The organism is Blastococcus jejuensis, assembly GCF_039534705.1.
Lineage (GTDB): Bacteria > Actinomycetota > Actinomycetes > Mycobacteriales > Geodermatophilaceae > Blastococcus_B > Blastococcus_B jejuensis.
This window is the reverse complement of record NZ_BAAAVV010000006.1, coordinates 81500-95177: the sequence shown is the minus strand read 5'-3', so window position 1 is coordinate 95177 and position 13678 is coordinate 81500. Positions and strand designations below refer to the sequence as shown.

14 protein-coding genes are annotated in these 13678 nt (G+C 72.4%); all 14 read left to right on the top strand.

The window, feature by feature from the left end; all coding sequences use genetic code 11:
* Positions 1-85 precede the first annotated feature (85 nt).
* The 14 genes from ABD644_RS13765 (at position 86) to ABD644_RS13700 (ending at position 13644) form a co-directional block, all read left to right on the top strand.
* On the top strand, positions 86-361 hold the full coding sequence (locus ABD644_RS13765; protein WP_344689494.1) for a flagellar FlbD family protein: 276 nt from the start codon (positions 86-88) through the stop codon (positions 359-361).
* Positions 362-364: 3 nt separating this feature from the next.
* Positions 365-1135 (top strand): motility protein A, encoded by a 771-nt coding sequence (locus tag ABD644_RS13760; protein WP_344689493.1) that lies wholly within the window; start codon positions 365-367, stop codon positions 1133-1135.
* Positions 1136-1202: 67 nt separating this feature from the next.
* Positions 1203-2111: a flagellar motor protein MotB gene (locus ABD644_RS13755; protein ID WP_344689492.1), complete on the top strand. Its 909-nt coding sequence runs from the start codon at positions 1203-1205 to the stop codon at positions 2109-2111.
* Positions 2108-2572 (top strand): flagellar basal body-associated FliL family protein, encoded by a 465-nt coding sequence (locus tag ABD644_RS13750; protein ID WP_344689491.1) that lies wholly within the window; start codon positions 2108-2110, stop codon positions 2570-2572. Before ABD644_RS13755 ends, ABD644_RS13750 begins: the two co-directional genes overlap by 4 nt.
* A gap of 167 nt (positions 2573-2739) precedes the next feature.
* Complete coding sequence (locus tag ABD644_RS13745) at positions 2740-3852, top strand: flagellar motor switch protein FliM (RefSeq protein WP_344689490.1); 1113 nt, start codon at positions 2740-2742, stop codon at positions 3850-3852.
* Positions 3849-4595, top strand: coding sequence for a flagellar motor switch protein FliN (fliN, locus tag ABD644_RS13740; protein WP_344689489.1), 747 nt, complete (start codon positions 3849-3851; stop codon positions 4593-4595). The genes ABD644_RS13745 and fliN overlap by 4 nt, the downstream gene beginning before the upstream one ends.
* A 70-nt stretch (positions 4596-4665) precedes the next feature.
* On the top strand, positions 4666-5136 hold the full coding sequence (locus ABD644_RS13735; RefSeq protein WP_344689488.1) for a FliO/MopB family protein: 471 nt from the start codon (positions 4666-4668) through the stop codon (positions 5134-5136).
* A complete protein-coding gene (gene fliP / locus ABD644_RS13730) occupies positions 5133-5987 on the top strand; it encodes a flagellar type III secretion system pore protein FliP (protein ID WP_344689487.1) in 855 nt (284 codons plus the stop codon). Before ABD644_RS13735 ends, fliP begins: the two co-directional genes overlap by 4 nt.
* On the top strand, positions 5987-6262 hold the full coding sequence (gene fliQ, locus ABD644_RS13725; protein WP_344689486.1) for a flagellar biosynthesis protein FliQ: 276 nt from the start codon (positions 5987-5989) through the stop codon (positions 6260-6262). The genes fliP and fliQ overlap by 1 nt, the downstream gene beginning before the upstream one ends.
* Before the next feature lie 7 nt (positions 6263-6269).
* Entirely contained in the window at positions 6270-7034 is a 765-nt protein-coding gene (gene fliR / locus ABD644_RS13720; protein ID WP_344689484.1) for a flagellar biosynthetic protein FliR, read from the top strand.
* A 16-nt stretch (positions 7035-7050) separates the two neighbouring features.
* A complete protein-coding gene (locus ABD644_RS13715; RefSeq protein ID WP_344689483.1) occupies positions 7051-8193 on the top strand; it encodes an EscU/YscU/HrcU family type III secretion system export apparatus switch protein in 1143 nt (380 codons plus the stop codon).
* A gap of 201 nt (positions 8194-8394) precedes the next feature.
* Positions 8395-10431, top strand: a complete 2037-nt coding sequence (flhA, locus tag ABD644_RS13710; RefSeq protein ID WP_344689732.1) for a flagellar biosynthesis protein FlhA — start codon at positions 8395-8397, stop codon at positions 10429-10431.
* Entirely contained in the window at positions 10412-13381 is a 2970-nt protein-coding gene (locus tag ABD644_RS13705; protein ID WP_344689482.1) for a hypothetical protein, read from the top strand. Before flhA ends, ABD644_RS13705 begins: the two co-directional genes overlap by 20 nt.
* A complete protein-coding gene (locus ABD644_RS13700) occupies positions 13378-13644 on the top strand; it encodes a hypothetical protein (RefSeq protein ID WP_344689481.1) in 267 nt (88 codons plus the stop codon). Before ABD644_RS13705 ends, ABD644_RS13700 begins: the two co-directional genes overlap by 4 nt.
* The last annotated feature ends 34 nt before the right edge of the window (positions 13645-13678 follow it).

The window sequence follows — 13678 nt, the reverse complement described above, 5'->3', positions numbered from 1 at the left end:
GAAAGCCCCTGCTGAGCCGATGAGAACAGTGCCGTTCCAGCCCTTCGCGGGCTACCCCCGAGACAGAGGACCGACCGTGATCCGTGTGACGCGCCTGAACGGTGAGCAGTTCGCGCTGAACCCCGACCTCATCGAGCGGGTCGAGGCGCATCCGGACACCGTCGCGTTCCTGGTCGACGGCACCAAGTACGTGGTCAGGGAGAGCGTGGACGAGGTGCTCCAGGAGATCCGGGAGTACCGCGCCGGCATCCTCGCCACCTCCTACGAGATGGACCGCGGGGAGTACCGCGGCGTCTCCACGGCGGAGGCCCCGACGGAGCTGTCCTCGGTCGTCCCGTTCCCGAGTCGAGAGGAGCGCTGATCCGTGGATCCGGCCACTCTGATCGGCATCGTCCTCGCCACCGTCTCCCTCCTGATCATGATGATCATGGAGGGGTCCAGCCCGATGGCGATCGTGCTGCTGCCCGCCATGATCCTGGTGTTCGGCGGCACCTTCGGCGCGGCCATCGCCGGCTCGTCGATGTCCGACGTCAAGAAGATCGGCGCGTGGTTCAAGCAGGCGCTGATGCCGGCCAAGGTGCCGCCGGTCTCCGACCGGATCGCCACCCTGGTCAGCCTCGCCGAGAAGGCCCGCAAGGAGGGTCTGCTCGCGCTGGAGGCCCAGGTCAAGCAGATCGACGACCCGTTCCTCAAGCGTGGCCTGCAGATGGGCATCGACGGCACCGATCCCGAGGAGCTGCGCGCCGTCCTCGAGGGCGAGATCGCCGCGAAGAAGGCCGAGGACAAGGTCGGCGCCAAGTTCTTCACCGCGATGGGCGGCTACGCGCCCACGGTCGGCATCATCGGCACCGTCGTCGGCCTCATCCACGTCCTGGAGAACCTCGACAAGCCGGAGTCGCTCGGCCCGCTGATCGCCGGCGCGTTCGTCGCGACCCTCTGGGGGGTGCTGTCGGCGAACATCTTCTGGCTGCCCATGGGCGCGAAGATCACGCGCATCAGCGACCTGCAGGCCGCCCAGATGGAACTGCTCGTCGAGGGCATCACAGAGATCCAGGCCGGCACCAGCCCCCGCGCCGTCCGCCAGAAGCTCAACGCCCTCGTGCCGCCGAGCGAGGTCCAGCAGGACGCGGCGTGAGCGCGCACCGACGTCCCGGCACGGGAGTCCGGCGAACGCCGCCCCCGAGCGCTAGCGGGGTGATCGCGTGAGTTCGGCGCCGCACCCCGGGCGGAAGCGGGCCAAGAAGCACGAGGAGGAGGAGCACGAGAACCACGAGCGGTGGCTGGTGTCCTACGCCGACATGGTCACGCTGCTCATGTGCCTGTTCATCGTGCTCTTCGCGATCAGCCAGGTGGACAAGGCGAAGTTCGCCCAGCTGTCGGCCGGCCTGTCCGCCAGCTTCGGCGCTCCCATCACCGCGCTGCCCGGCCTCACCCCCGAGGGCTCGGTGCTCGACGCGCTGCCCGCGGCGGTGGACATCGCCGCCGGCATCGCGCCGGGACAGGACGCCGCTCAGGAGGAGGTCGACGCCGCTGCGGCGCAGGCCGCCGCCGAGCGGGCCCGCCGGGTCGCCGGGGAGGCACAGGCCGCCTACGACGACCTGGCCGAGGCGCGGCGCAAGATCCAGGCGGCGCTGGATGCCGCCGGCTACTCCGGCGCCGCGCGCTTCGAGATCGACGAGCGCGGCCTGGTGGTGCACATCGTCGCCGACCAGGTCCTCTTCGACGCCGAGCGGGCCGACCTCCGCCCGGAGGGCGGGATCATCCTCGACTCGATCGCACCGACCCTGAGCGGGCTGCCCAACCAGCTCGCGATCGAGGGGCACGCCAACCACCTCGCGGTGACACCGGGCGGCCCGTGGCCGTCCAACTGGGAACTGTCGGCCTTCCGCGCCACGACGGTCGTCCGCCACCTGGCCGGTGCCGGGGTCCCCCAGGCCCGGATGTCGGCCAACGGTTACTCGTCGACCCGCCCGCTGGTGCCCGAGAACGATCCCAACGCCATCACCGTGAACCGCCGGGTCGACATCGTCGTCCTGTCCACCGCTTCGGCAGAGGCCAACGCCCTCCTGCCGGGCCTCGAGGCAGCCATCCAGCAGGGAGCAACGCCATGAGCAAGCCGAAGACCGAGGAGACCGACGAGGCGACCGAGAAGGGTGGCGGCAAGAAGAAGCTGCTGCTCGTGCTGGTCGTCGTCCTGCTCGCCGCCGCGGGCGGCGCCTACTTCTTCCTGTTCTCCGGCTCCGCCGAGGCGGAGGAGCCGGTGTCGAGCGGCACGTTCCTCGCCCTCGAACCGGTGGCGGTGAACCTGGCCGGCGGGGGCTACCTCAAGGTCGGGGTCTCGCTGGAGCTCACCGAGGAGGGCGCGGCCGGCGGGCACGGCGGCGGCGGGCTGGACGGGGCGAAGGCCACCGACCTGGTGATCTCGACGTTCTCGCAGGCCGATCCCGCGGACGTCAACGCCGCTCGCGAAGCGCTCAAGGAGGCGCTCGAGCAGAAGATCATCGAGGCCTACACCGAGGACGGCCATGCGCTGGTCCTGGGGATCTACTACACGGAGTACGTGACGCAGTAGACCGACGACGGGGCGGTTCCGGGACACCGGGACCGCCCCGTCGGCGTCAGCACCGGAACGTCACGCACCGACACACCCTGCACCACCCGTCACACCACTCCCGGCCGTCGACGACGGGCCGTCCCCGCCGGTCAGGGTGCCGTCCGGTTCCGCCGATGAGGTGGAACGTGACCCAACCCGAGACCGGACCGGCCCCCGAGGGCGCGGATCCGCAGATCCCGGCTGCGTCACCCACCGAGGCGCCGCCCACGCCGGCCGCGGACACGCCTCCCACGGACACGCCTGCCACGGACACCGCGCCGCCCGCCGCCTCCGGACCGGCGGCCACCCCCGCACCGCCCGCCGGGCCCGCCGGCAAGCGGAGCCGCCGCGGCGAGACGCGGACCTACGACTTCCGCCGTCCGACGAAGCTCTCCCGCGAGCACGTGCGGGTCCTCCAGATCGCGCAGGAGTCCTTCGCCCGCCAGTCGACGACGGTGCTCACCACGCTGCTCCGCGCCGGCGCGCGCCTCGAGCTGCTGGGCATCGAGCAGTTCTCCTACGACGACTACGTCGAGACGCTGCCCAACCCGGTCTTCCTCTCCACGTTCAGCCTCGAGCCGCTGGCCGGCAAGGGACTGCTGGCGTACCCGCTGGACATCGCCATGGCGATCGTCGACCACATGCTCGGCGGCTCCGGCATGGCCGAGCAGCCCAGCCGGCCGATGACCGGGATGGAGACCACCATCACCGACCACCTGGTCAACCGGCTGCTCGACGAGTTCGCCACGGCGTTCAGCACGATCACCGATCTGCAGCCGGCCCTGCTCGGGCACGAGTACAACCCGCAGCTCGCGCAGGCCGCCTCCGGCTCCGACACCGTCATGGTCGGCACGTTCTCGATGGCGGTCGGCGCCCGCGAGGGCGAGGCCACCCTGGTGCTGCCGTTCTCGTCGTTCGCGCAGGCGCTGAACAACGCCGCCTCGCCGCAGCTGTCGGACTCGGCCCTGCGCAAGCGGAAGCGGGCCACCGAGGCGCTGACCGAGCGCCTGAACCTCGTGCCGGTCGACGTCAGCGTGCGGTTCGCGCCGCTGACGGTGTCGTCGGCCGACCTGCTCTCCCTGGCCGTCGGTGACGTCCTCCTGCTGCGGCATCCCCCGGACGCCCCGCTGGAGGTCACCACCAACGACGTGACCTTCGCCTACGCGATCGCCAGCAACCACCGTCGCCGGCTGGCCGCCGCCATCGTGCCGACCCCCTACGCCGCGCAGGCCGCCCATCACGTGAAGGACACCGCATGACCGCCGCTCGCACCGAGACCTCGCAGGACTCCCAGACCGTCTCGGCGGTCGTGACGGCGGCCGCCCAGGCGGCCGCCGCTCTGGTCCCGGCCACGGCCACGCTCGTGCCCGGCGTCCCGGTGAGCGACCCGGACCGCGTCCCGCTCCCCCCGGACGCCGCCTGCGCGGTCACCGCGGGGCTGTCGGGTGAGGTCAGCGGCGACGTCGTCCTGGTGATCTCCGCCGACGTCGTCGACGCGCTGAAGAACTCCCCCGTGGGCCAGCTCGACGTCGCCGCCGCCCTGCGGCCGGCGCTCGAGGCCGCCGCGGCCACGCTCGGTCGTGTCCGGATCGCCTCCGAGCGCGTCGAGGAGCCGGTCGCGGCGCTGGACGGGCTGCGGGACAAGGGCATGTTCGTGGCCGTCCCGCTGCTGGCCGACGGCGAGCACCAGGCGACCTTCGCGCTGCAGGTCACGCTGCCCGCCACCCGCAGCCAGCGCGGCAGCCTGGACCTGCTCCGGCACGTGGCCATGGAGGTCACCGTCGAGATCGGCCGCACCCGCATGACCGTGCAGGAGCTGCTGTCCCTGCACCCCGGCGAGGTGGTCGAGCTCGACCGCGCTGCCAGCGCTCCGGCCGACCTGCTCGTCAACGGCACGCTCATCGCCCGCGGCGAGGTGGTCGTCGTCGACGAGGACTTCGGCCTGCGGATCAGCGAGATCGTCACCGACGCGGCCGCCGAGCTGGGGGCGGCCTCTTCATGAGCGACCCGACCATCGCACCCCAGGTCGGAACGGACCTGGTCGCGCCGCCGAGCGTCAGCGAGGCGTCCCGATGACATGGATGATCATCCGGCTGGTCCTGTCGCTGGCCTTCGTCGCCGCGGTGCTGCTGTTCGCCGCGCGGCTGGCGAAGAAGCGCGGGCTCGGCCAGGGCAACGGCCTCATCGAGGTCGTCGCCCGGCAGCGCATGGGCCGCTCGAGCACGGTCAACGTCGTCCGGATCGCCGACGTCGTCCTCGTCGTCGGCGCGACCGAGGAGCAGGTCACCCTGCTCGCCGAGGTCGACGCCGAGGCCGTCGAGCAGGCCCTCGCCCAGCGTCGGCCGCCGGCCAAGGTCCCCGCTGCACACTCGGCACCCCACTCGGCACCCCACTCGGCACCCCACTCGGCACCCCGCGAGGGCGAGGTGCCGGCACTGGCCGCGCGGTCGACGTCGGGCGCGCTGGCCGGATCCGTGTTCGACCGCAACGGCTGGGGCACGTTCGTCCACCAGCTGCGCGAGCGGACGGTTCGGCGGTCGTGACGGCGCCCGTGCGCGCGGTGCCGCACCGCGGCAGCGGCCGGGCGCGCGCCGCGCTGGTGCTGCTGTTCGCCCTGCTGTGCACCGTCGCGGCCGTGCTGCTCGCCGGCCCGGCCTCGGCCGCCCCCGGCGACCCGGTCGACCCCACGGCGCCGATCGCCCCGACGGCACCGGCCGTGCCGGGCGACGGCACCGTGGACATCTCCATCGGCGACGGCTCGCCGAGCAGCTCCATCACGCTGATCCTCGCGATCACGGTGCTGTCGATCGCCCCGTCGGTGCTGCTGCTCGCCACCTCGTTCACCAAGATCATCGTGGTGCTGGCGCTGACCCGCAACGCCCTCGGCCTGCCCTCGTCGCCGCCCAACCAGGTGCTCACCGGCCTCGCCCTGTTCCTGACCCTGTTCGTGATGGGTCCGGTCTTCTCCGACATCAACGAGATCGCGCTGCAGCCGTACATGGACGGCGCGATGACGGTCAGCCAGGCCTACGACGCCGGGGTCGTCCCGCTGCGCGAGTTCCTCCTCGGCAACACCCGCGAGGACGAACTGCAGCTGATGATCGGGCTCTCCGGGGAGGAGGCCCCGGCCTCGGCCGAGGAGGTCAGCATGACCACCCTCATCCCGGCCTTCGTGCTATCGGAGCTCAAGAGCGCCTTCATCATCGGGCTGGTCGTCTTCATCCCGTTCCTGGTGCTCGACATGCTGGTCAGCGCCTCGCTCATGGCGATGGGCATGATGATGGTCCCGCCGACCATCGTGTCGCTGCCGTTCAAGCTGCTGCTCTTCGTCGTCGTCGACGGGTGGGCGCTGATCACCACAGCCCTCGTCGGGTCCTACGGGGGTGGCGGCTAGTGAGCGACGCCGACGTCACCGAGATCGCGGCGCAGACGATGATGCTGGCCGCGAAGGTGGCCGCGCCCATCCTGCTGACCGCGCTGCTGGTCGGCTTCCTGATCTCCCTGTTCCAGGCCGCGACCCAGATCCAGGAACCGACGCTGTCCTTCGTGCCGAAGATGATCGCCGTCGCGATCGCGCTGCTCGTCACCGGGAACTGGGTGCTCGCCGAGCTGGTCAGCTTCACCCAGGGCCTGTTCGACCAGCTGCCGGCGCTGCTCGACCGGACCTGAGGCCGCGATGGACCTCTCGGTCCCGGCAGTCACGCTGGCGGCACTCCTGCTCGGCACGGCCCGGGCGGCCGGCTTCGTGCTGCTCGCGCCGCCGTTCAACTCGCGCACCATCCCCGCGCCGGTCAAGGGCGCGCTGGCGATGGCGCTGTCGCTGCTGCTCTCGACCCAGATCGCGCCCACCCTGCCCGAGCCGACGGCGGGGTTCCTCGTCGTCGCGGCCCTCACCGAGGTGGTCATCGGCGCGGCGCTCGGCTTCGTCGTCCAGGTGCTGTTCACCGCCGTCCAGATGGCCGGCGACCTGATCGACCTCACCGGCGGCTTCTCCCTGCAGCCGGCCTACGACCCGCTGGCCATGACGCAGAACTCGTCGATCGGCCGGCTGCACTACCTGCTCGCCGTCACGCTGCTGTTCACCAGCGGCGGCCACCTGCTCATCGTCAAGGGCTTCGCGACGTCCTACGTCGGGCTCCCGGTCGGCGGGGACGTGCCCACTGAGCAGCTGGGCTCGGTGCTGCTCACCGCGTTCTCGATGATGTTCCTGGCCGCGCTGCAGATCGCCGGCCCGATGGTCGCGGTGCTGCTGCTCGCCGACGTCGCGCTGGCGCTGCTGAGCCGGGCCGCCCCCGCGCTGAACATCTTCACGTTCGGCTTCCCGCTGAAGATCATGCTGACCCTGGTGATGCTCGGCCTGACCTTCCCGCTGCTCCCCCCCGCCCTGGACGCGCTGATGGAGACCGCCGTCCGGGCCATGGTCTCGCTGAAGAGCGGCTGACCGATGGCGGTGTCGGATGGCTAAAGACGGTCCCGGTGGTGAGAAGACCGAGAAGCCCACTCCCCAGCGCCTGAAGAAGGCGCGCAAGGAAGGGCAGATCCCACGCACCCAGGAGCTGGGCACCTGGCTGGGTGTCGCGACGGCGAGCGTGATGCTGCCGATGCTGGTCGAGAACGCCTTCGACGAGGTGCAGAAGCTCTTCGTGCAGGTCGGGGTCGTCGCGGCCAACCCCGAGCCGGCGGCGCTGTCGGCGCTCATGGGTCAGGCGCTGGTCGCCTTCCTGGTCACGGTGCTGCCGACGGCTGTGGCGATGATGGTCGTCGGCACGGTCTCGGCCGCGGCGCAGGGCGGCGTCACCTTCGCGACCAAGTCGATGAAGCCGACCCTCAAGAAGCTGAACCCCTTCCCCGGCATCAAGCGGATGTTCGGGACGCAGGGCCTCTGGGAGGCCGCCAAGGCCCTGATCAAGACGGCGGCACTGGCCACCGTCGTCCTCGTCACCAGCGACGAGGCCCAGGCCCTGGTCTCGTCGGCCGGTTCGCTGTCGCTGGCCGCGGTCGCCCAGGTCTTCACCGACTCGGCGATCCTGATGTTCCGCGTCGTGGCCGTGACCGGTCTGGTCATCGCCGTCGCCGACTACGTGGTCGTGCGGATCAAGACGATGAAGAAGCTCAAGATGAGCCAGTACGAGATCAAGCAGGAGCACAAGCAGTCCGAGGGCGACCCGCACATGAAGGCGCACCGCCGCGGGGTGCAGATGGCGATGTCGCGCAACCGGATGATGGCCGAGGTCGCCGAGGCCGACGTCCTGCTGGTCAACCCGACGCACGTCGCGGTCGCCCTCAAGTACGACGCCACGAAGGGCGCCCCGCGGGTGGTCGCGAAGGGGGCCGGCGAGGTCGCGACGAAGCTGCGCGAGCGGGCCGCCGAGGCGCGGGTGCCGCTGGTGCAGGACATCCCGCTGACCCGGGCGCTGCATGCCTCCTGCGACATCGGCCAGGAGGTGCCGCCGCAGCTGTTCACCGCGGTAGCCCGCGTGCTGGCCTTCGTCATGCACCTGGGAGCGCGCGGGGTGAAGGGCGGCTTCCACCGGCCCGGGTTCGAGCCTCCGGAGGTCGACGGTCTGCCGAAGGCCGGCCGCCGACGCGTCGCCGCCTGAAAGAGGACCCCCCTGCCCCCCACCGCTCGCACGCTCGCGGCGGGCCCCTGCAGAGGGGCCATGCAGATCTCGCCGCGGTTCGGCTACACAACTGTGCGAGGTTCGCCGATGCCCACAGGTACCGCCCGGCACGCGGTCTGCCGATGAGAAGGGCGTGAGCCGTCGTCCTTCGTGCACCCGTGGAGCGGGCGCGTGACGGGCATGGGCAAGATGGCGGTCCCGATCGGCGTCGTGTCGATCGTGCTCATGCTGGTCGTGCCGTTGCCGGCTCCCGTGCTCGACCTGCTCCTCGGCCTGAACATCACCGCGTCGCTGCTGATCCTGCTGGTCTCGATGCAGATCAAGCGGCCGCTGGACTTCGCCGTCTTCCCGTCGCTGATCCTCGTCGCGACGCTGTTCCGGCTGGCGCTGAACGTCTCCTCGACCCGCCTCGTGCTCACCGACGGCTACGCCGGCAAGGTCATCGAGGCGTTCGGGCACTTCGTCATCGGCGGATCGCTGATCGTCGGTCTGGTGATCTTCGTGATCCTGACGATCATCCAGTTCGTCGTCATCACCAACGGTGCCGGTCGCGTGGCCGAGGTCGGTGCCCGCTTCACCCTCGACGCCATGCCCGGCAAGCAGATGGCGATCGACGCCGACCTCAACGCCGGGCTGATCAACGAGGCGCAGGCCCGCAAGCGCCGCCACGAGGTCACCGCCGAGGCCGACTTCTACGGCTCGATGGACGGCGCCTCGAAGTTCGTCAAGGGCGACGCCATCGCCGGCATCATCGTCACGCTGATCAACCTGATCGGCGGGTTCGCCATCGGCGTGATGCAGCTGGGCATGGCGCCCGGCGACGCGGTGAACACCTACTCGCTGCTGACCGTCGGCGATGGTCTGGTCTCCCAGATCCCGGCACTGCTGCTCTCCACCGCGACCGGCATCATCGTGACCCGGTCGGCCACCGAGGGCGACATGGGGTCGGACCTCATCGCCCAGCTCGGCCGGTTCAAGCAGCCGATCCGCATCGCGGGCGGCGCCGCGATCGCGCTGATGCTCATCCCCGGCCTGCCGAAGCTGCCGTTCCTGATCGTCGGCGGGCTCTTCCTCTTCATGGCCTCCCGCATCACCGAGGTCCCCCCGGTCGACGACGAGGCCGAGGCAGCAGCCGCCGCGGCCGAGCTGGAACCCAAGCCCGACTCGCCCGAGGCCATCGCCGAGAAGATGCGGGTCGACCCGCTCGAGCTCGAGGTCGCCTTCGACCTCGTCGACCTGGTCGACCCCTCGCGGGGTGGGGACCTGCTCGACCGGGTCAAGGCGCTGCGCCGGAAGGTCGCGATGGAGACCGGCCTGGTGATCCCACTGGTCCGCACGCGCGACAACCTGGACCTGGCCGGCTCGCAGTACGTCATCTGGTTGAACGGCGTCCCCGCCGCCAAGGGCATCTCGCCGCCGGGGACCATCCTCGCGATCGGGGACAACCTCGACGGCATCCCCGGCAAGAACACCCGGGAGCCGGTGTTCGGGCTGGCCGCCAAGTGGGTGCCCGTGGAGCTGCAGCGCCAGGCGGAGATGGCCGGCGCGACCGTCGTCGACCGCTCGTCGGTCATCACCACGCACCTGGCCGAGGTCGTCCGGCAGAACGCGGCGGACCTGCTCGGCCGCGAGGACGTGCGCCTCCTGGTCGAGATGGTGCGCCGCACGCACCCCGTCGTGGTCGAGGAACTGACCCCCACTCTGCTCACCCTGGGAGAGGTGCAACGCGTGTTGCACGCGTTGCTCGAAGAGGGTGTGTCGATCCGGGACCTGGTCCGCATCTTCGAGGCACTCTCTGTGCGTGCAAAGACGTCCACCGACCTCGACGGTCTCGTCGAGGCGGCCCGGTCGGCGCTCGGCTCGGCGATCAGCCACCCCTACGTCACACCGGACGAGCGGCTGCACGTCTTCACCCTCGAGCCCGGCTTCGAGCAGCGGCTCCTGGAGTCGGTGCGACAGAGCGACGCCGGCGTCGTCCTCGCCCTCGACGCGGGCGCCGTGGACGCCCTGGTCTCCGGCTGCAGCGGTCTCCTCGAGGAGGCCGAGCGGGCCGGCCTGTCCCCCGTCCTGGTCTGTTCCCCCCAGGTCCGCGCCGCCCTCGCGCGCCTGATGCGACAGATCCTTCCCCGGCTTCCGGTGATCTCCTACGCCGAGGTGTCCCGGACAGCGCAGATCGAGACGCTGGGAGTTGTGAGCGGTGCCGTTGCGATCCGTTGAGGCCGCCACGCGCGACGACGCGATCGCCGCGGCGCGCGAGCAGTTCGGGCCCCAGGCACGCATCGTCGGCGTGCGGCGGGTCCGCTCCGGCGGCGTGCTCGGCTTCTTCGCGACCGAGCGCTACGTGGCCGAGGTGGCCCCCGACGCCGGCCGGCCGCCGGTGCCCGCTCCCGCCCGCGGCTCGTCTCCGCTGGCGTCGGCGGCGCCGGCCACCGCAGCACCCTCGTCCGCGGCACCCTCGTCCGCGGCACCCTCGTCCACCCCGACCCGGGCGGCGGCACCCGCGCGCAACGGCGCGGCTGCCTACGCCGCCGAGGCCACGCGCTACGCCGAGCCCGAGCGCCCGTCGTCGCGGCCCGCGGCCGCCGCCGCGCGCCCGACGGCCGCACGACCGGCCGAACCGCTCGTCGACGAGGCGCGCGTGAGCGAGTTGGTCGGTCTGCTCGGCAGTGCCCCGGCTGCCCCGGCCGCCGTGCAGGAGGCACCGGCCTACGGCCGAACGGCCTACCCGCGGGTCAGCCCGCAGCGGACCAGCTTCCCGAAGGCCGCGTGGCCGGCGCTCGACGACGAGGACGACGACACCGAGGACGACGCCGAGCCGCGGGTCGAGCTCCCGGCGTCCAGCGCCCCCTCCCCCTTCACCGCCGCCCTGGCGCGGATGGTCGCGGGAGACCGGGACGTGCGGCAGGCGGTCGCCGAGGCCGTCGAGGAAGTCAACGACCAGCCCGGCGCGGTGCTCGCCCGCGGGGGAACGGAGTCCCGGCCGATCCGGTCCGGGCTCGTGCGACCAGCAGACACAGCGGTGTGGCCCCGTGCGGCGCGCCAGGAGGAGGAAACGGTGGGAGATCAGGTCATCGCGCCGCCCTCCATGCCCGCAGCGCCACCCGTGGAGATGCCGACCTGGGCCGCCGAGCCCGAGGCCGTCGTCGTCCCGGACTCCTCGCGCGAGGAGGCGATCGCCGAGATCCTCCGCTCCGCGCTGGCGCAGGGACACTCCGACGAGGCCCTCACCGGGATCCTGCGCAAGGTGCTGGACGGCGCCTCGCCGCAGGCCGCGCTGACCGAGCCGGAGCCGCCGGCCGTGGCCCCGGGTCACGTGCTGGCCGACAACGTCGTGGCCGAGCCGTTCCCGCCCGTCCTGGCAGCGTTGCCCGAGCTCGAGCCCGAGCCGGTCGCCGTCGTCGAGTCCTTCGTCGAGCCCGTGGCCGTCGTCGAGTCCGTCGTCGAGCCCGTCGCCGTCGTCGAGCCGGTGGCCGTCGTCGAGCCCGTCGCCGTCGTCGAGCCGGTCGCCGTCCTGCCCGTCGCGCCGCGCGTCACGGCCTCCCCGTTCGCGCCGCTGCCTGCCCCGCCCGTGGACATCTGGGGCGCGCCCACCTCGACGCCGCTGTGGGGCGAGCCGGTCACCCCGACGCGGGTCGTGTCCACCGACGCCCCGATTTGGGCCGAGGTCGTGCTGGCCGAGCCGCACGTGACCGAGGCGCCCGCGGTCGAGGCACCCGCCGTCGATGGACCCGCCGTCGAGGTTCCGGTCTTCGAGTCGATCTTCGAGTCCTCCGCTGTCGATGCCCCGGCCGAGGTCGCGCCGGAGCCGGTCGTCGAGACGACCGTCGAGACCGACGTTCTCGAGGCCGAGGCCGTCGACACCGAGACCGTCGAGACCGACGCCGTCGAGACCGAGACCCTCGAGACCGACGCCGTCGAGACCGAGACCCTCGAGACCGACGCCGTCGAGACCGACGCCGTCGAGAACGAGGCCGTCGAGAACGAGGCCGTCGAGATCGAGGTCGTCGAGGACGCCCCGGTCGCCGTCGCCGAGATGGCTCCACTGCTGGCCCGGACCGCGAGCGACCCGGCGCCCTTCTCGCTGCCGATGTCGATGTCGATGTCCCTCGACGCGACCACCGTGATGCCTCCCCTGTCGCTGCTGCCGCCGCTGCCGTCGTCGCGCGGGCGTGGCCGCCCGCCGGTGCCGCCGACGTCGTCGCGGCCCGCCGTCCCGCCCGCGACCCCCACCGTCTCCGAGTCGACGGCAGCGCCGGCCGCCCCGGAGGTCTCCGAGCCCGTCGCGCCCCCGGCGCCGGCTCCCGCCCCCTCGGCTCTGGCCACGGTCACCCGCCTCCCGGTCGCGCCGCTCATGGCCACCCCGGAGACCCCGGAGCTGACCGAGCAGGACGTCGCGCCGCTGGAGAACCCGGCCGTCGACGAGGTGCAGGCCTCCGCACCTGCGCCGGTCGTCGAGCCCGCCCGCCCCGAGCCGGCTCCGGTGGCGGTCGCCGCTCCCACCGACGTCGTCGGCCGGCTCGCGGCCCTGGGCCTGCCCACCCGCCTGCTCGGCGAGGGCTTCGCGGCCGACGTGGACATCCACGGGACCTACGCCGCGCTCACCCGCGCCCTGGGCCTCCGCCTCCCGGCCGCGCCCGAGCTGCCCAGCGGCGCCGGTGAGGTCCTGTTCGTGGTCGGTCCCGGCGTCGAGACCCTCCGGGCCGCGCGCTCGCTGGCAGCCTCGCTGCGGCTCGACCCCGACCGCGTGCAGTGGGCCACCCGCGGCGACCTCGCCGGCCTGGCCCCCGAAGGCAGCCGGATGACGACGATCGACGCCGCGATCGGCCGCCGTCAGGACGCCGCGAGCGCCGGCACGGTCACGATCGTCGCCGTCGACGTGCCGATGCGGACCGACGCCTACTGGATGGCGCAGATGCTGGCCATCTGGTCGCCGGTCGCGGTCTGGGCGGTCGTCGAGGCGACCCGCAAGCCCGAGGACCTCGAGCCGTGGATCGCCGACCTCGCCCGCGTCGACGCGCTGATCGTCCAGGACACCGACCTGTCGGCCGACCCCGCCGCCGTGCTGCACCGCGTGGCCGCGCCGGTGGCCGTGCTCGACGGCGTCCGCGCCACCCCGCACCGCTGGGCCTCGCTGCTCTGTGAGCGGCTGGAGAGCGCGCAGACATGAGCCCGCTGCGCTGGGACGTGCTGCTCGTCGCCTTCGTGCTGGCCCTGCCCGTTCTCGCGCTCGGGCTGCGGGGTGACCTCTCCTCGGAGGAGGTCACCCTGCGCCTGCCCTGGTGCCTACTTGCCGGCTGGGGTGTGGTGGCGCTGCTGCGCGCCGCCGGGACCCCGCGGACGACGAACGGTCCGGCCGCGAAGAAGCACCAGCGGCCGGCCGAGCTGGCCGATACCCCCGCCCCCGACAGCGACCGCTCCCCCACCGCCTGATCGGCTCGTCGCCGCCGCGCGCCTCCGGCTTTTG

Coding starts and splice junctions, on each gene's coding strand:
- ABD644_RS13750 (WP_344689491.1), top strand. CDS start 2,108: ATGAGCAAGCCGAAGACCGAGGAGACCGACGAGGCGACCGAGAAGGGT.
- fliN (WP_344689489.1), top strand. CDS start 3,849: ATGACCGCCGCTCGCACCGAGACCTCGCAGGACTCCCAGACCGTCTCG.
- ABD644_RS13735 (WP_344689488.1), top strand. CDS start 4,666: ATGACATGGATGATCATCCGGCTGGTCCTGTCGCTGGCCTTCGTCGCC.
- fliR (WP_344689484.1), top strand. CDS start 6,270: ATGGACCTCTCGGTCCCGGCAGTCACGCTGGCGGCACTCCTGCTCGGC.
- ABD644_RS13715 (WP_344689483.1), top strand. CDS start 7,051: ATGGCTAAAGACGGTCCCGGTGGTGAGAAGACCGAGAAGCCCACTCCC.
- flhA (WP_344689732.1), top strand. CDS start 8,395: ATGGGCAAGATGGCGGTCCCGATCGGCGTCGTGTCGATCGTGCTCATG.
- ABD644_RS13700 (WP_344689481.1), top strand. CDS start 13,378: ATGAGCCCGCTGCGCTGGGACGTGCTGCTCGTCGCCTTCGTGCTGGCC.